Consider the following 16,718-nt stretch of genomic DNA (forward strand, 5'->3'; position numbering starts at 1 on the left):
CGGGCACGTGCTGTCAGTGGGCGCCGCTAGCCTCTCTGACGTGCCAGCCCGTATCACCGATCCCGAGCAGCTCAAGGAGCTCCTCGGGATTCCGTTCACCCCGGAGCAGACGGCGTGCGTCATCGCGCCGCCCGCCCCGCAGGTGATCGTGGCCGGCGCCGGATCCGGCAAGACGACCGTGATGGCGGCCCGCGTGGTCTGGCTGGTCGGCACCGGGCAGGTCGCCCCCGAGCAGGTCCTCGGCCTGACCTTCACCAACAAGGCCGCCGGAGAGCTGGCCGAGCGCGTCCGCAAGGCGCTGGTGAAGGCCGGCGTCACCGACCCCGACGCGATCGACCCGGACCACCCGCCGGGCGAGCCGGTGATCTCCACGTACCACGCGTTCGCCGGGCGGCTCCTGACCGACCACGGCCTGCGCATCGGGCTCGAACCCACCGCCCGGCTGCTCGCCGACGCCACCCGCTACCAGCTCGCCGCGCGCGTGCTGCGCGAGGCCCCGGGGCCGTATCCGGCGCTCACCCGCTCGTTCGCGGACCTGGTCGGCGACCTCCTCGCCCTCGACGCCGAGCTGTCCGAGCACCTCGTACGCCCCGAGGAGCTGCGCGTCTGGGACGCCGGCCTGCTCCACACCCTGGAGAGCGCCAAGCTCACCAACGCCGACCTGCGCAAGGTCCCCGAGACGGCCGCCGCCCGCCGCGCGCTGGCCGAGCTGGTGCTCCGCTACCGGGCCGCCAAGCGCGACCGGGACCTGCTCGACTTCGGTGACCAGATCGCCCTGGCGGCGCAGCTCGGCGAACTCCCCGAGGTCGGCCGGACCCTGCGCGAGGAGTTCCGGGTGGTCCTCCTCGACGAGTACCAGGACACCTCGGTCGCCCAGCGCACCCTGCTGGCCGGCCTCTTCGGCGGCGGCACCGGCCATCCGGTCACGGCCGTCGGCGACCCCTGCCAGGCGATCTACGGCTGGCGCGGCGCCTCCGTCGCCAACCTCGACGACTTCCCCGAGCACTTCGCGCACGCCGACGGCCGCCCAGCCACCCGCCGGGCGCTCAGCGAGAACCGCCGCAGCGGCGGCCGCCTCCTCGACCTCGCCAACGGCCTCGCCGAGCCCCTGCGCGCCATGCACGCGGGCGTGGAGGCCCTCCGTCCCGCTCCCGGCGCCGAACGGGACGGCATGGTGCGCTGCGCGCTGCTGCGCACCCACGGTGAGGAGATCGACTGGATGGCCGACTCGATCGCCCATCTCGTCCGCACGGGGAAGGCGCCCGGCGAGATCGCCGTACTGTGCCGGACGGCCGGCGACTTCGCCGAGATCCAGGGCGCGCTGGTCGCGCGGGACGTTCCGGTCGAGGTGGTCGGCCTGTCCGGGCTGCTGCACCTGCCGGAGGTCGCCGACCTCGTGGCCGTCTGCGAGGTCCTGCAGGACCCCGGCGCCAACGCCTCCCTGGTCCGGCTGCTGACCGGCCCTCGCTGGCGCATCGGCCCCCGTGACCTCGCCCTCCTGGGGAGGCGGGCGAGGCGGCTCGTCGCCCACGCGCGCGTGGACGCCGGCGACGACCCGGACCGCCGGCTCGCCGAAGCCGTCGAGGGCGTCGACCCGGCCGAGGTGATCTCCCTCGCCGACGCGCTCGACACCTTCCTGGGGACATCGCTTGACGGCGGCGGGGACGACGACGGGCTGCCGTTCTCCCCGGCGGCGCGCGTGCGGTTCGCCCGGCTCGCCGAGGAGCTGCGCGACCTGCGCCGCTCCCTGTCCGACCCGCTGATGGACGTCCTGCACCGGGTGCTCGCCGTCACCGGCCTCGAAGTGGAACTGTCGGCGTCCCCGCACGCGCTGGCCGCCCGCCGCCGCGAGACCCTGTCCAACTTCCTGGACGTCGCCGCCTCCTTCGCCGCCGGCGACGGCCAGGCGACCCTGCTGGCCTTCCTCGGCTTCCTGCGCACCGCCGCCCAGTACGAGAAGGGCCTCGACAACGCGCTGCCCGGAGGCGAGAACACCGTCAAGGTGCTCACCGCGCACAGGTCCAAGGGCCTGGAGTGGGACGTAGTAGCCGTCCCCGGCCTGGTCACTGGCACCTTTCCCAGCGGCCAGGGCCGCGAGAAGTGGACCGCTCAGGGCAAGGTCCTGCCGCACGCGCTGCGCGGCGACGCGGACACCCTGCCCGACGTCGAGTCCTGGGACTCCCGCGGCATGAAGGCCTTCCACGAGGCCATGAAGGAGCACCAGCACACCGAGGAACTCCGCCTCGGCTACGTCACCTTCACCCGCCCCCGCTCCCTCCTCCTGGGCTCCGGCCACTGGTGGGGCCCCAGCCAGAAGAAGCCCCGCGGCCCGTCCGACTTCCTCCAGGCCCTGTACGACCACTGCGCCGCCGGGTACGGCGAGATCGACGCGTGGGCGGACGAGCCAGGGGAGGACGAGGAGAACCCCGCCCTGCGGCGGGCGGCCGCCGACCAGGTCTGGCCCCTGCCCCTGGACGAGACCGCCCTGGCCCGCCGCCGCGCCGCCGCCGCGACGGTCCTCGCCCACCTCGACCGGCTCGCCTCCCGCGCGGGCGCCCACCCGGCAGCCACACACGCCCCGGACACCCACGAGGACCCGGACTGGCCCACACCCCCGGACGACGAGGAGCCGCCGTACGGCGACCCGCACCACGACGAGCAGCCCTACGGCGAACAGCTCCACGACGAGGACGCGCCCCTCCTGGAGGACGACCCCTTCCAGGAGGACGACCTTTTCCGGGAAGAGGACCTCTTCCCGGACGAAGCGCCCCTTCCCGAGGACGATTTCTTCGGCGAAGCCGGTCCCACGACCGAGGACACGGCCGCCACGCACGCGCGGAAGGGCGCCCGCCCGACGGTCCCCCACCAGGCCGCGCCACCGGAGCAGCCCCCCGTACCGGGGCCCGCCCGCCACCGTCCCGCATCACCCGCGTCACAGGCGTCACCGGGGTCCACTCCATCCCTCTCCCCGGAGGAGGCCCGGGCCGTCGCCTCCTGGGACCGCGACCTCGACGCGCTCACCGGCGAGCTCCGGCGCGCCCGGCAGAGCGTCACGGACGTACCGCTGCCGATGACGCTGACCGCGTCGCAGTTGCTGCACCTGGCCGCCGACCCGGACGGGTTCGCGCGGGAACTCGCGCGCCCCATGCCGCGCCCCCCGCAACCCGCCGCGCGCCGAGGCACCCGCTTCCACGCGTGGGTGGAGGCCCGCTTCGAAGAGCTCACGCTGCCCCTGCTGGAGCCGGAGGAGCTGCCCGGCGGTGACGCCGAGATCGCCGACGAACGCGACCTGGAGATGCTCAAGGACGCCTTCGAACGCACGGTGTACGCGCACCGCACGCCCTACCGGGTCGAGGCCCCCTTCCAGGTGGCGATCGCCGGCCGCGTCGTCAGGGGCCGCATCGACGCCGTCTACAAGGAGGGCGACGGCGACTCGGCGACGTACGAGATCGTCGACTGGAAGACCGGTCGCGACGGCACCGCCGATCCGCTCCAGCTCGCCGTGTACCGCCTCGCCTGGGCCGAGCAGCGCGGCGTCCCCCTGGAGCGGGTCACGGCGGCGTTCCTGTACGTGCGCAGCGGCGAGGTCGTACGGCCCCGGGGTCTTCCGGACCGGGCCGCGCTGGAGCGGCTGCTGCTGGCGGAGCCGCAGTGTGACGAACCGCCCGAACAGGATGTCCTCGCGGGCCGATAGGCTCGGGGCCATGAGCCAGACCCCGGACAGCGCCGTCCGCGCGTACATCGAGCAGCACCGCGCCGCCTTCCTCGACGACCTGGCCGAGTGGCTGCGCATCCCCTCCGTGTCGGCCCAGCCGGACCACGCCTTTGACGTGCGGCGCAGCGCCGACTGGCTCGCCGCCAAGCTGAAGGAGACCGGCTTCCCGACCGCCGAGGTCTGGCCGACCCCGGGCGCCCCGGCCGTCTTCGCCGAGTGGCCCTCCGACGACCCCGCGGCTCCCACGGTCCTCGTCTACGGGCACCACGACGTGCAGCCCGCGGCCCGCGACGACGGCTGGGACAGCGAGCCCTTCGAGCCCGTCGTCCGGGACGGCCGTCTCCACGCGCGGGGGGCCGCCGACGACAAGGGCCAGGTGTTCTTCCACACCCTCGGTGTCCGCGCCCACCTCGCCGCCACCGGCCGCACCGCCCCTGCCGTGCACCTGAAGCTGCTGGTCGAGGGCGAGGAGGAGTCGGGCTCCCCGCACTTCCGGGCGCTGGTCGAGCGGCACGCGGACCGGCTCGCCGCCGACGCGGTCATCGTCTCCGACACCGGTATGTGGGCCGAGGACACCCCCACCGTCTGCACCGGCATGCGCGGCCTCGCCGAGTGCGAGATCCGGCTCCACGGCCCCGACCAGGACATCCACTCCGGTTCCTTCGGCGGCGCCGTGCCCAACCCGGCCACCGCCGCCGCCCGCCTGGTCGCCGCCCTGCACGACGAGCACGCGCGCGTGGCGGTCCCCGGCTTCTACGACGGCGTCGTGGAGCTCACCGACCGCGAGCGGGAGCTCTTCGCCGAGCTGCCCTTCGACGAGCAGCGATGGCTGCGCACCGCCAAGTCGTACGCCACCCACGGCGAGGCCGGACACACCACCCTGGAGCGCATCTGGGCCCGCCCCACCGCCGAGGTCAACGGCATCGGCGGCGGCTACCAGGGCCCCGGCAGCAAGACGATCATCCCGTCCTCGGCCATGGTCAAGCTGTCCTTCCGCCTGGTCGCCGGCCAGGACCCCGCGCACGTCGAGAAGGCGGTGCGCGCCTGGGCCGCCGAGCAGGTGCCCGCGGGGATCCGGCACGAGATCACCTTCAGCTCGGCCACGCGCCCGTGCCTGACGCCCCTGGACCACCCGGCCCTGCAGTCGCTGGTCCGCGCCATGGGCCGCGCCTTCGAGCAGCCGGTCCGCTACACCCGCGAGGGCGGCTCGGGCCCGGCCGCCGACCTCCAGGAGGTCCTCGGTGCCCCGGTGCTGTTCCTGGGCATCTCCGTCCCGTCCGACGGCTGGCACGCCCCCAACGAGAAGGTCGAACTCGACCTGCTGCTCAAGGGAGTCGAGACCAGCGCATACCTCTGGGGCGACCTCGCGGAGCACTGGCGCGATGCCCCCTGACCAGCGGCCGCCTTCCGGGCCGATGCCCCGCGCGGGGCACACTGGAAGGGCCGCCCCGCACCTCCAGGTCCCACCGGACCCGGTCGCCCGCCGCCGCACGTCCCGCTGAACCGCCGCCGAAACAACCGTTGCACCGGGGGAGTTGGAAGCACCCGTGACCACCTGGACCGACCACAACGCCGATCGACCCATCTCGCTCACCGCGCCCAGCGGCATCGACCGGGCCGCCCACCACCGGCTCGACGAGGCCTGGCTGGCCGCGGCGTGGAGCCACCCCTCGACGCGCTGCTTCGTGGTCTCCGGCGGTCAGGTGCTCATCGACGAGACACCCGACGGACGCACCGAACTCGTCACCACCCCCTCCTTCGAGGCCCCGCTCACCGAGGCGCACCGCTACTTCCTCGGCACGGACGCGGACGGCGCCAGCTATTTCGCGCTGCAGAAGGACGCCCTGCCCGGCCGCATCGACCAGTCGGCCCGCCCGGCGGGGCTGCGCGAGGCCGGCCTGCTGCTGTCGCCCCGGGACGCGGGCCTGATGGTGCACGCCGTCGCGCTGGAGAACTGGCAGCGACTGCACCGATTCTGCTCCCGCTGCGGCGAGCGCACCGTGATCGCGGCTGCCGGCCACATCCGCCGCTGCCCCGCCTGCGGCGCCGAGCACTACCCGCGCACCGACCCGGCCGTGATCATGGCGGTCACCGACGACGAGGACCGCATCCTGCTCGGCCGCCAGGTGCACTGGCCCGAGGGACGCTTCTCCACGCTCGCCGGGTTCGTCGAGCCCGGCGAGTCCATCGAGCAGGCGGTGCGCCGCGAGGTCCACGAGGAGGTGGGCATCGCCGTCGGGCAGGTCGAGTACGTCGCCAGCCAGCCCTGGCCGTTCCCCTCCAGCCTCATGCTGGGCTTCCTGGCCCGCGCCACCTCGACCGACATCGAGGTCGACGGTGACGAGATCCACGAGGCCCGCTGGTTCTCCCGCGACGACCTGGGCGCCGCCTTCGACTCCGGCGAGGTGCTGCCCCCGTACGGCATCTCCATCGCGGCCCGTCTGATCGAACTCTGGTACGGCAAGCCCCTGCCGATGCGGAGCGCCTGACCCGGCACCACGGCGGCCCGACGCGACCGGCGGCGGCCACGCGCGGACCGGCGGTGGTCCGTCGCACCGCGCACCGCATGAGAAAGCGGTCCCTGACACAGGTCAGGGACCGCTTCGCACGCCCGAGTCGGCGTTCCGCCTACGCGCTGATCTTCTGCTTCACCTGGGCGAGCGACGGATTCGTCAGCGTCGAGCCGTCGGCGAAGAGCACGGTCGGGACCGTCTGGTTTCCGCCATTGGCCTTCTCGACGAACGCCGCGGACTCCGGGTCCAGCTCGATGTTGATCTCGGTGTACGCGATGCCCTCGCGGTCCATCTGGCTCTTCAGCCGGCGGCAGTAGCCGCACCACGTGGTGCTGTACATCGTCACGGAACCCTGCATCTCGCTCGCGCTCCTCAGGCAGCTCGGGGAAGGTCGTCCGGAGAGGGAACGTACGCGACGGGGCGGGACATTCCCTCGGGGGTATCGGCCGGACGTGACGCCCGACGCATAAGTACGACCGCGGGCGCCTCCCTGTGGACAACCGGCGCACCCGTCTCCGGCGACCTGGCAGCATGGCCGTGTGACAGCAGCAACGCACTCCCCCCTTTTCCCGCGGGTACCGGACACGGCCGACGCGGTGCTCGAAGGGCTCGACCCCGAGCAGCGCGAGGTGGCCACCGCCCTGCGCGGTCCGGTGTGCGTGCTGGCGGGCGCCGGCACCGGGAAGACCCGGGCGATCACCCACCGGATCGCCTACGGGGTGCGCGCCGGGATCCTCCAGCCCTCCAGCGTGCTCGCCGTCACCTTCACCAACCGCGCCGCCGGCGAGATGCGCGGCCGGCTGCGCCAGCTCGGCGCGCACGGCGTCCAGGCCCGCACCTTCCACTCGGCCGCCCTGCGTCAGCTGCAGTACTTCTGGCCGAAAGCGATCGGTGGCAGTCTGCCCCGGCTCGTCGACCGCAAGATCCAGCTCGTCGCGGACGCGGCCGCCGCCTGCCGCATCCGCCTGGACCGCGGCGAGCTGCGGGACGTCACCGCCGAGATCGAGTGGTCCAAGGTCACCCAGACCGTCCCGTCCGACTACGCGCCCGCGGCCGCGAAGGCCGGCCGTGAGGTGCCCCGCGACCCGGCCGAGATCGCCCAGCTCTACTCCGTCTACGAGGACCTGAAGCGGAGCCGCTCGGTCATCGACTTCGAGGACGTCCTGCTGCTCACCGTCGCCGTCCTCCAGGACCGGCGCGACATCGCCGAACAGGTCCGCGCCCAGTACCAGCACTTCGTGGTCGACGAGTACCAGGACGTCAGCCCGCTGCAGCAGCGCCTGCTGGAGCTGTGGCTCGGCGACCGGGACGACCTGTGCGTCGTCGGCGACGCCAGCCAGACCATCTACTCCTTCACGGGCGCGACCCCCGACCACCTTCTCGACTTCCGCACCCGCCACCCCCATGCGACCGTCGTCAAGCTGGTCCGCGACTACCGCTCCACACCCCAGGTCGTCCACCTCGCCAACGGGCTGCTCGCACAGGCCCGCGGCCGGGCCGCCGACCACCGTCTGGAACTGGTCTCCCAGCGCCCCGCCGGCCCGGAACCCGACTACGCCGAGTACGTCGACGAGCCCGCCGAGGCCGAGGGCACGGCCCGCCGCATCCGCGACCTCGTCGCCTCCGGCGTCCCGGCGAGCGAGATCGCGATCCTGTTCCGCACCAACGCCCAGTCCGAGACCTACGAGCAGGCCCTGGCCGACCTCGGCGTGCCCTACCAGCTGCGCGGTGCGGAGCGCTTCTTCGACCGGCCGGAGGTGCGCAAGGCGGGGGTCGCCCTGCGCGGCGCCGCCCGCTTCGGGGGCAACGACTCCCTCCTCGACGACGCCGTCGACCTGCCGTCCCAGGTGCGCGCCGTCCTGTCCGGCGAGGGCTGGACCCCGCAGCCCCCCGCCGGCTCCGGCGCCGTCAGGGAGCGCTGGGAGTCGCTGGCCGCCCTGGTGAACCTGGCCCGGGACTTCGCCGCCGCCAAACCCGGCGCGACCCTCGGCGACCTGGTGGCCGAGCTCGACGAGCGGGCGAGCGCCCAGCACGCCCCCACCGTGCAGGGCGTCACCCTCGCCTCCCTGCACTCCGCCAAGGGCCTGGAGTGGGACGTCGTCTTCCTGGTCGGCGTCGCCGAGGGCATGGTCCCCATCACCTACGCCAGAACCGACGAGCAGATCGAGGAGGAGCGCCGGCTCCTCTACGTCGGCGTCACCCGCGCCCGCGAGCGGCTGCACGTGTCCTGGGCGCTGTCCCGCTCACCCGGCGGCCGGGCGAGCCGCCGCCCCAGCCGCTTCCTCGACGGACTGCGCCCCGGCTCCGCGTCGGCTGCCGGGCGCGCCCCGGCGGGCGCCGCCGGAGGCGTGGAACGCGGCTTCACCGTGCCCAGGGGCGCCGCCGAGACCCTTCCGCGGCGCGCCCGGCGCACCCCGGCCCGCTGCCGGGTCTGCGGCCGCACGCTCACCGACGCCGGTGAGATGAAACTGATGCGGTGCGAGGACTGTCCCTCCGACATGGACGAGGGACTCTACGAGCGGCTGCGCGAGTGGCGGGCGGACCAGGCGCAGGCCAGTGGACAGCCGGCCTTCTGCGTCTTCACCGACAAGACCCTGATGGCGATCGCCGAGGCCGTGCCCGACGACGAGCGGGAGCTGGCGCGCATCCCCGGGGTCGGCATGCGCAAGCTCCACCGTTACGGCGCCGATGTTCTCGCCCTGTGCGCAGGCCGGGACCCTGCCGGAGCAGAAGAGGGGGACTGATGCCAACTCGTCGAAAAAATAGTTTGCGCATGCCCCGGCAATCCCCATAGGTTCTTGGTCACGGGAACAGCGGCCTTCCTGAGGCCCTGATTCCGTGTTGTACTTGCATATCCAACGGGCTGGTTCGTCCCAGCCCTTGAGACGCCGAGAGGAGGCGAGTCCTGTGATCAGCATCGAGAGCCGCTTCGTCAGCTCCGCCAAAATGACCGATCGCTCGGTCGTCTCCCTGTGCATGCCCGGCGTCTCCCACCGGGGCACCGGTCTGTCCGGCATCCGTGCCGTGCGTCCGGCGTCCTCCCTCGCCCTCGCGGGTCTTCCCGTCCGTGAGCGCAATGAGCGACCGACCAAGGCACTGGAAGCAGTAGCGGCACAGGCGCAGGCCTATGCCTTTACGGCGGCCGGTGCCGGAGCCCGGAAGCAGACGACGCAGCACCACCTGATGTGGGCCTTCCGTGGGCCAGAACCCTGGAGTGATCCAGCCTGATCGCCGATCAGGCCGGCGCCTTCAGGGCCGCGGAACCCCACCCGGGATCCGCGGCCCTTCTGTTTTCCCCGAACGGGGACGGCAGAGCGAAGGGGCCTCGGGCAGCAAGAGAACCCGGTACCCAGCCGACCCCCGGCCCACCGGCCGGACCGACCAGACGAGGAAGACGACCCGTGCAACTCGAAGCGCACGCCCCGTCCGTACCGCCTTCCGAAACGATCCCCCCGCCCGGCCTCACGGAGGACTCCACCTTGACCCCGCTCACGGCGCTCACCGCGCTCGACGACGCCATCGAGAACCTCGGCGTACCCGTCCCCTGCCGTTCCTACGACCCGGAGGTCTTCTTCGCCGAGTCGCCGGCGGACGTCGAGTACGCCAAGTCCCTCTGCCGCACCTGCCCGCTGATGGCGGCCTGCCTCGCCGGCGCCAAGGAGCGGCGTGAGCCCTGGGGCGTCTGGGGGGGCGAGCTGTTCGTCCAGGGTGTCGTCGTCGCCCGGAAGCGGCCGCGTGGCCGCCCGCGCAAGAACCCGGTCACGGCATGAACACCACCGGAACGATCGACCGTCCCCTCACGCACGACCCCCAGAAGCAGGCCCCGATGAAGCCGTCCACCAGCGAGCCCGCAGGCTCCGCGACCGAAGACGTCACCACCACCGGCGCGAACGCGTCGCGTCAGAACAGGACTCGAGAGATGCAACTCATCCCAGAAGCGCTGGCCCGTGCGCATATGCACGAGCGACTGCGTGAGGCGGAGCGGGACCGCCGGGCCGTGCGCCTGGCCGCCGCCCGCCGGATGCAGCGCCGTGCCGAGCGCGCCTCGCGGCGCGCCCGGCGCGCGCTCGCCATCGCGGTCATGCAGTAACCCGTCACACCCACGAGCGGTGGCCTCCTCGTCAGGGGCCCAAGCTCTCCCCGCGGTGCGTTGCGGCCACCGAGCGGCGGACCGGCGGTATCGTCGCGGGGTGACGTGTCTTTCCGGAGGCAGTGACCCCGGCGGCTCCTCCGCGGAGCGCCCCAGCGTCGTGTGCGCGCGCTGCGGCGCCCTGTCCGACGGCCCGCGACCCACCTGGACCTGTTCCGTCGAGGGCGGCGTCCGCCGCTACTTCTGCGACGCCTGCTCCCGCGAGAACCTCAGATCGATCGAGGGACGGCTCGACTCCCCCTGGTGGTGAGCGGTCCCCTCCCGGACCCGACGTTCGGGAGGGTCATGTCCCGGAACGGTTCACGCCTCCGCGGCAGCCTCCTCGTCCTCCGCGTCGGGCGAGAAACCCGGCAGCCACTCCTCCAGCTCGTCCCTCAGCCGCACCGTCGACCCCAGCTGACACAGCACACCGATGGTGCTGAGGGTCACCCGGTGTATCAGCAGGTACGCCGGGGGCAGGTTCAGCTGCTTGCCCAGCTGGTAGGCGGGGGAGCGGGGGTCGGCGATGCGGGCCGCCTGGCTGCGCATCCAGCTCCGGGTGAAGGTGAACTCGTCCGCCCGGGCCGGCTCGATGATCGGCAGGAGGTAGTCGAGCACCGCGTCGGGGTTCAGCTCGATCGACTCCCGGACGAAACCCTCCGCGCAGAGCAGCTCGTAGACCGCCTCCGCCTCGCCGTCCAGGGTCATGCGGAGGGATTCGCCGATCGGCGTCGGCAGGCCGCCGGGAAGGCGGTCCACCGTGCCGAAGTCCAGCACGCCGAGGCGCCACTCGTCCTCACCGCCGGGGCCGCCCGGCAGCAGACGGAAGTTGCCCGGGTGGGGGTCGGCGTGCAGCAGGCCGGTGCGCGCCGGGCCCGAGAACAGGAAGTGGGCCAGGAGCTGACCGGCGCGGTCGCGCTGCTCCGGGGTGCCGTCCGCGATCACCTCCGACAGCGGGACGCCCTCGATCCACTCGGTGACCAGGACCTCGTCGCGCTGGTGGACCACCGCCGGGACGACGATGTCCGGATCGTCGACGAACTCCTCCGCGTGGATCTGCTGGGCCTGGGCCTCCAGGGCGTAGTCCAGCTCCTCGGAGACCCGGTCCCTGAGCTCGGCGATCAGGGGCTTGATGTCCATGCCGGGGATCAGCGGGCCCAGCAGGCGGGCGAAGCGGCTCAGCTGGCTCAGGTCGGACAGGAGGGCCTCGCCGGCGCCGGGGTACTGCACCTTGACCGCGACCTCGCGGCCGTCGTGCCACACCGCCCGGTGCACCTGGCCGATCGAGGCCGCGGCGGAAGGCTTGTCCTCGAACTCCTCGAACAGCTCCCGCCAGTCCGCGCCCAGCCGCTGCTCCAGCACCGAGTGCACGGTGCGGGTCGGCATGGGAGGCGCCGCCTCCTGGAGCTTGGTCAGCGCCGCCCGGTAGGGGCCGGCGACCTCCTCTGGCAGGGCCGACTCGAAGACGGACAGGGCCTGCCCGAACTTCATCGCGCCGCCCTTGAGCTCGCCGAGCACCTTGAACAGCTGGTCCGCTGTGCGCTGTTGCAGTTCCCGGCCGACGAGCTCCGCGGATTCGCCCACGATCCGTTTGCCGAGTCCCCAGGTCGCCCGCCCGGCGAAGCCGAGCGGAAGCGCGGCGAGCTTGGCGGTCCGGGTGACCGCCTTCCGGGGAAGATCAGACATGCGCCCTCCAAGTCCCAGCAGGCCGTGCCGCACCCGCCTGACGGCGGATCCTCGACGACGGCCGTTGCTCCGCCATTGTCTCGCGTCGCTCCCCGTTCTTTGAGGGGTGTTCCGTACTGGGCTTTTCCGTGGCTCCGCAGGGGCAGTCACGATGCGGCCACACCGGGCGGGCGCGCCAGTCCAGGTCGGGTACGGACACCTCCCAGCGAGCGCCCGCGCTGGAGGGGCGTCCGCCGTCGAGGAAGGTGAGCGCGTGCGCGGCCGCCAGGCCGGCGACGGTGGTCGCGAGGGCCAGATCGCACGGCCGCACCGGGCGTGCTCTGCCCGAGCGCCACTGCGCGACCAGGCGTGGCCAGGCCCCGTCCCGGTCCGCGCGGTCCCGGTGCAGACAGCCGGCGCAAGCGGTCTCGCCCGGCATGACGAAGGGCCCCACGATCCCCGTGCCCTCCACCACCCCGGCGTACAGATGCGGTGTTCCGCTCGCGAGGAGGTCCGTGGCCGCGGACGGGTCGGGTGTGTGCACCGCCACATCGTCCCGTGGGGCGAGGATCACCAGCGAGTGACCAGGATCACTCTCCGCCGCCGGGGTGTGGGGGTCGCGCCGCGCCGGGTGGTCCGGGGCGGCACGGCGCACGGCGCGCCGTGCCGCCGCGTCCCTGCGTTCACCGATGGCCTCCGCGGGCAGTCCGCCCGGTGCCACGTCCCACGGCTCGACGCAGCCGCCGTCGCGCACGTCGACCTCTCCGACCCCCGCGCCGGACAGCACGGCCGCCAGCAGGCCGCCCACCCGCCCCGCGCCCCGGACCAGCACCCGCAGGTCGCGCCGGGCGGCCAGGCGCCTCATCGCGTCGCCCGGCGCGCGGGCCACCAGGGAGAGCGAGGCCAGGTCGGGGCGCAACCGGTCCATCACCTCCTTCTTCCCGCGCAGGGCGTCGGCAGCCGCACCGCCTCCCCGCGTGTCGTCGAGGAGTCCGGCTCCGGCCAGCCGCTCCACGAGACCGTCGACATGGCCCTCGGGCAGGTCCATGCGACGGCCCTCCTCCCGGAGCAGGGGCAGCCCGCGCGTGCCGTTGATCAGGTCGAGGAAACTGCCCGTCGCGGTGTCCATCGGACCCAGTGTCATCGCGTGCGCCGGAGTCATCCCGAACTGCACGGTGTTCAGATCGCGCCAGCCGCGCCTGAGGGCGGGTTTCACCATCGGATGCATGCGGACCCCCGTAGAGCCGAAGAAGTGCCGAAGAAGCGCCGGAAGGCGCCGGCGAAGCGCCGGAGCCGGAGCAGGTGGTCGAGAAGGTGCTGAAGGAGTTGCCAGAGGAGTTGCCAGAGGAGTTGCCGAAGGAGTCGCCGAAGGAGTTGCCGAAGGCCGGAGAAAGGACAGACGTCACAGAACGTCCCCAAGTGCCGGGGAACCGGCCCGCGCTTCCCGACGAGTGCCAGCATGCCCGGTCCCGTCCGCCGGCGCCGAAAGTTGTCCACAGCCAGGGGATATTCGTCGTACGAATCAAACGCTGGGTGGGGGATCGGCACGGAACCGTCCCGGACCCGGGACTTCCCCGACTGCAGCGGGTAACGTCGGGGCGTGTCCGCCGACCCACTGCACCGCGCCGGAACGCCACAGCGCGGCAAGACGAGCCCGCCGCCGAGCGGCTCCGGGGCGAGCGCGATCGAGGTCCGCAGGAGCGCCCGCCGCCGCAGGACGGTCTCCGCGTACCGCGAGGGCGATCGCACCGTAGTGCTCATCCCCGCCCGGATGTCCGAGGCGGAGGAGCAGCGCTGGGTGAGCGTCATGCTCGACAAGCTGGCCGCGCAGGAGAGCAAGCGGGCGCTGGGCGACGCCGAGCTGGCCGCGCGCGCCGGGCGGCTGTCGGCCCAGTACTTCGACGGCCGCGCCCGGCCCCGCACCGTCCGCTGGGTCACCAACCAGAACACGCGATGGGGCTCCTGCACCCCTGCGGAGGGCAGTATCCGTCTCTCGCACCGCCTGCAGGGCATGCCGGAGTACGTCGTGGACTACGTGCTCCTGCACGAGCTGGCGCACCTGCTCGTGCCCGGGCACGGCCCGGACTTCTGGCGGCTCCTGGAGGCGTATCCGCGCACCGAGCGGGCCCGGGGTTATCTCGAGGGCGTCGTCGCCGCGAACCGGCTGCCGCATCCGCCGGAGGCGCGCGGGGAGTGACCGCTTCACGGTGGCGGACGCCCGCCGTCGCCCGACAGGGATTCTGTACCGGGTCTGTACCGACTTCGTCCGGTGTCGGATTTTGCCATTAACCTGGCGCGACGCACTCGCTTCGGGATGGGGGACGGTCGTTACGCATGCCCAGGGAATTCCAACGCGGCCACAAGGCCAGGATCAGTGACCTCACCGCGGGCACGGATCTGTACGTAGGCGTGCAGATCTCCGGCCCCGGGCTGACCTTCGACATCAGCTGCTTCGGTCTGGACGCCGACGAACGTCTCTCGGACGACCGGTACTTCGTGTTCTTCAACCAGCCGAAGTCCCCCGAGGAGTCCATCCAGCTCCTGGGCGCCCAGGCGGGCGACACGGAGTCCTTCCGGGTCACGCTCGACCGGATCCCGCCGCAGATCAAGAAGCTGTCGTTCACGGCCACGCTCGACGGCGCCGGGCAGATGTCGCAGATCGGCCCCGGCTACCTGCGCATCGTGGCGGGCGGCGAGGAGGTGGCCCGGTACGCGTTCAGCGGCTCGGAGTTCACCACCGAGCGGGCCGTGATGCTGGGCGACTTCTACCTCAAGGACGTGTGGCGGTTCGCCGCCGTGGGCCAGGGCTTCGACGGCGGCCTGGAGGCGCTGCTGAAGAACTTCGGCGGCGAGGTCGCGGAGGAGGAGAGCCCCGCCCCGAAGCAGGAGCCGTCGCAGGCCGGTGGCGCCCCGGGCTTCGCACCGCCCGCGTTCGGCGCACCCTCCGGCCCGGCCGCGCCCGCTCCGGCGCCGGCCCCCGCGCCGCAGCCCGCCCAGGGCTTCGCCCCGCCTGCGGGTGCGACCCCGCCGCCCCCGGCGCCCTCCCCGTCGGTGCACGCCGCGCCGACCATCGTCGCGCCCATGACCCCGCCGGGCGGCACCGTCCCGCCCCCGTCCCCCGCCCCCGCGCCCTACGGCCAGCAGCCCCCGTACGGCGGGCCCCCCGGCCGGACGGCGCCCCCGCCCCCCGGCTACGGTCAGCCCCCGGCCCCGCACGCTCCGGTCCCGCCGCCCGGCTACGGCCAGCCCACGCCTCCGCCCGGCTACGGCCAGCAGCCCTACGGCCAGGTGCCGGGCCAGCCCGCGCCGTACGGAGCGGCCCCGCAGGGCGCTCCCCGGGGTGCCGGTGTGACCGCCGCGCTGCAGCAGTTCAGGGAGACGCCCACCGGCCAGCGCTGGACGCTGCAGAACAGCAAGCTCGTCCGCGCCGACCTCGGCATGGGCGGCCAGCCCGTGCTGGCCCGGCAGGGCAGCATGGTGCTCTACCAGGGCAAGGTCGACTTCAGCTACAAGGGCGCCGGCTTCGCGGGCCGTGTCGTGGGCAACGCCACCGGTCAGGAGATGCAGCTGATGCGCTGCACCGGCCAGGGCCAGGTGTTCTTCGCCGAGAGCTCCACCCACCTGCACCCCGTCGAGCTCCAGGGCGACGCGATCTGCGTCTCCGCGGAGAGCGTCCTCGCCTTCGACGAGAGCCTGCAGTACGAGGTCCGGCGCGTCGAGGGACACGGCATCCCCGGCGGCGCCCTGTTCACGATGCAGTTCCAGGGGACCGGCACGATCGTCGTCAAGACGCACGGCACGCCCGTGGTGCTGCCCGTGACGCCGACGACCTTCGTCGACTCCAACGCCGTCGTGGCCTGGTCCGCCGCCGCCCAGGTGATCGTCTCCAGCCAGGTGCGCATGCGCCGCAACGCCTACCCGGGCCACACCGGCGAGGGCGTCAACCTCCAGTTCCGGGCCGCGCCCGGCAACTTCGTCGTCGTCCAGCCCTACGAGGTCTGAGGGAGCCCGTCATGAACCAGCCGCTCGCGGGCTACGCCCCCGCACCCGTCACCGCCCGCATGGAGAACCACGGCAGCCACATGCTGAAGGTCGCCATGCAGACCGGCAACGACCTCCTCGCGCGCGTGGGATCGATGGTGGCCTACGAAGGGTTCATCCAGTACGAACCCAATCCGCCGGCCGTCCGTCAGATCGCCCGCGACTGGATCACCGGTGAGGGCGCACCTCTGATGAAGTGCTCCGGCGACGGCCTGCTCTACCTCGCCGACTACGGCGCCAATGTCGTCGTCATCAACCTCGACGGCGACGCGATCTCCGTCAACGCCACCAATCTGCTCGCCTTCGACGCCACCCTCCAGTGGGGCGTCGAGCGGGTCAAGGGGCTGGCGAAGTTCGCCGGGCAGGGCCTGTGGAACACCAAGATCTCCGGGCAGGGCTGGGTCGCGCTGACCTCCCGGGGCAAGCCGATCGTCGTCGACTGCGGCGGCGGCGAGGACGAGACCTACGTCGACCCGGACGCGCTCGTCGCCTGGTCCCCGAACCTGAAGGTGAAGGGCAAGCGCAGCTTCAAGGCGCAGTCGCTGATCGGCCGGGGCAGCGGTGAGGCCTACCAGATGGCCTTCTCCGGCCAGGGCATCGTCGTCGTCCAGCCCAGCGAGGACAGCACCGACCGCCTCCGGTTCCGGGGCTGAGG

At 73.0% G+C, this 16,718-nt stretch carries 14 protein-coding genes; 11 read left to right on the forward strand and 3 right to left on the reverse strand.

Annotated elements, in window-relative coordinates; all coding sequences use genetic code 11:
• Positions 1 to 40 precede the first annotated feature (40 nt).
• The 3 genes from ACF1A5_RS03220 to nudC all read left to right on the forward strand — a co-directional run bounded on the left by ACF1A5_RS03220 (position 41) and on the right by nudC (position 6,204).
• Complete coding sequence (locus tag ACF1A5_RS03220; RefSeq protein ID WP_392191070.1) at positions 41 to 3,694, forward strand: UvrD-helicase domain-containing protein; 3,654 nt, start codon at positions 41 to 43, stop codon at positions 3,692 to 3,694.
• A 10-nt stretch (positions 3,695 to 3,704) separates the two neighbouring features.
• On the forward strand, positions 3,705 to 5,108 hold the full coding sequence (locus ACF1A5_RS03225; RefSeq protein ID WP_392191071.1) for a dipeptidase: 1,404 nt from the start codon (positions 3,705 to 3,707) through the stop codon (positions 5,106 to 5,108).
• A gap of 142 nt (positions 5,109 to 5,250) precedes the next feature.
• On the forward strand, positions 5,251 to 6,204 hold the full coding sequence (nudC, locus tag ACF1A5_RS03230) for an NAD(+) diphosphatase (protein WP_392191072.1): 954 nt from the start codon (positions 5,251 to 5,253) through the stop codon (positions 6,202 to 6,204).
• A gap of 139 nt (positions 6,205 to 6,343) precedes the next feature.
• Here nudC and ACF1A5_RS03235 read toward each other — a convergent pair whose 3' ends face one another.
• Positions 6,344 to 6,586: a mycoredoxin gene (locus ACF1A5_RS03235; protein ID WP_356185894.1), complete on the reverse strand. Its 243-nt coding sequence runs from the start codon at positions 6,584 to 6,586 to the stop codon at positions 6,344 to 6,346.
• Between the two features lie 181 nt (positions 6,587 to 6,767).
• Here ACF1A5_RS03235 and ACF1A5_RS03240 point away from each other — a divergent pair, with 181 nt between their 5' ends.
• The 5 genes from ACF1A5_RS03240 (at position 6,768) to ACF1A5_RS03260 (ending at position 10,628) form a co-directional block, all read left to right on the forward strand.
• Positions 6,768 to 8,972: an ATP-dependent DNA helicase UvrD2 gene (locus tag ACF1A5_RS03240; protein WP_392191073.1), complete on the forward strand. Its 2,205-nt coding sequence runs from the start codon at positions 6,768 to 6,770 to the stop codon at positions 8,970 to 8,972.
• Positions 8,973 to 9,135: 163 nt separating this feature from the next.
• On the forward strand, positions 9,136 to 9,456 hold the full coding sequence (locus ACF1A5_RS03245; RefSeq protein WP_392191074.1) for a hypothetical protein: 321 nt from the start codon (positions 9,136 to 9,138) through the stop codon (positions 9,454 to 9,456).
• 173 nt (positions 9,457 to 9,629) lie between these two features.
• Complete coding sequence (locus tag ACF1A5_RS03250) at positions 9,630 to 9,998, forward strand: WhiB family transcriptional regulator (RefSeq protein WP_356185903.1); 369 nt, start codon at positions 9,630 to 9,632, stop codon at positions 9,996 to 9,998.
• Positions 9,995 to 10,318, forward strand: coding sequence for a hypothetical protein (locus ACF1A5_RS03255; protein WP_392191075.1), 324 nt, complete (start codon positions 9,995 to 9,997; stop codon positions 10,316 to 10,318). The genes ACF1A5_RS03250 and ACF1A5_RS03255 overlap by 4 nt, the downstream gene beginning before the upstream one ends.
• A 100-nt stretch (positions 10,319 to 10,418) precedes the next feature.
• Complete coding sequence (locus ACF1A5_RS03260; protein WP_392191076.1) at positions 10,419 to 10,628, forward strand: hypothetical protein; 210 nt, start codon at positions 10,419 to 10,421, stop codon at positions 10,626 to 10,628.
• A 50-nt stretch (positions 10,629 to 10,678) separates the two neighbouring features.
• On the opposite strand, the gene ACF1A5_RS03265 is transcribed toward ACF1A5_RS03260, so the two are convergent.
• The gene (locus ACF1A5_RS03265; protein ID WP_392191077.1) at positions 10,679 to 12,043 is read right to left on the reverse strand and encodes an ABC1 kinase family protein; all 1,365 of its coding nucleotides are present in this window, start codon (positions 12,041 to 12,043) and stop codon (positions 10,679 to 10,681) included.
• A complete protein-coding gene (locus ACF1A5_RS03270) occupies positions 12,036 to 13,250 on the reverse strand; it encodes a TOMM precursor leader peptide-binding protein (protein WP_392191078.1) in 1,215 nt (404 codons plus the stop codon). The genes ACF1A5_RS03265 and ACF1A5_RS03270 overlap by 8 nt, the downstream gene beginning before the upstream one ends.
• Before the next feature lie 372 nt (positions 13,251 to 13,622).
• Between ACF1A5_RS03270 and ACF1A5_RS03275 the strand changes: the two genes are divergently transcribed.
• From ACF1A5_RS03275 to ACF1A5_RS03285, 3 genes are all read left to right on the forward strand, one after another.
• Entirely contained in the window at positions 13,623 to 14,219 is a 597-nt protein-coding gene (locus ACF1A5_RS03275; RefSeq protein WP_392191079.1) for a M48 family metallopeptidase, read from the forward strand.
• Positions 14,220 to 14,356: 137 nt separating this feature from the next.
• Entirely contained in the window at positions 14,357 to 16,024 is a 1,668-nt protein-coding gene (locus tag ACF1A5_RS03280) for a TerD family protein (RefSeq protein ID WP_392191080.1), read from the forward strand.
• Positions 16,025 to 16,035: 11 nt separating this feature from the next.
• Positions 16,036 to 16,716: an AIM24 family protein gene (locus ACF1A5_RS03285; RefSeq protein ID WP_392191081.1), complete on the forward strand. Its 681-nt coding sequence runs from the start codon at positions 16,036 to 16,038 to the stop codon at positions 16,714 to 16,716.
• Positions 16,717 to 16,718 lie beyond the last annotated feature (2 nt).

It is taken from the genome of Streptomyces sp. NPDC014864 (assembly GCF_043081525.1).
In the GTDB taxonomy this organism is placed as follows: Bacteria; Actinomycetota; Actinomycetes; order Streptomycetales; family Streptomycetaceae; genus Streptomyces.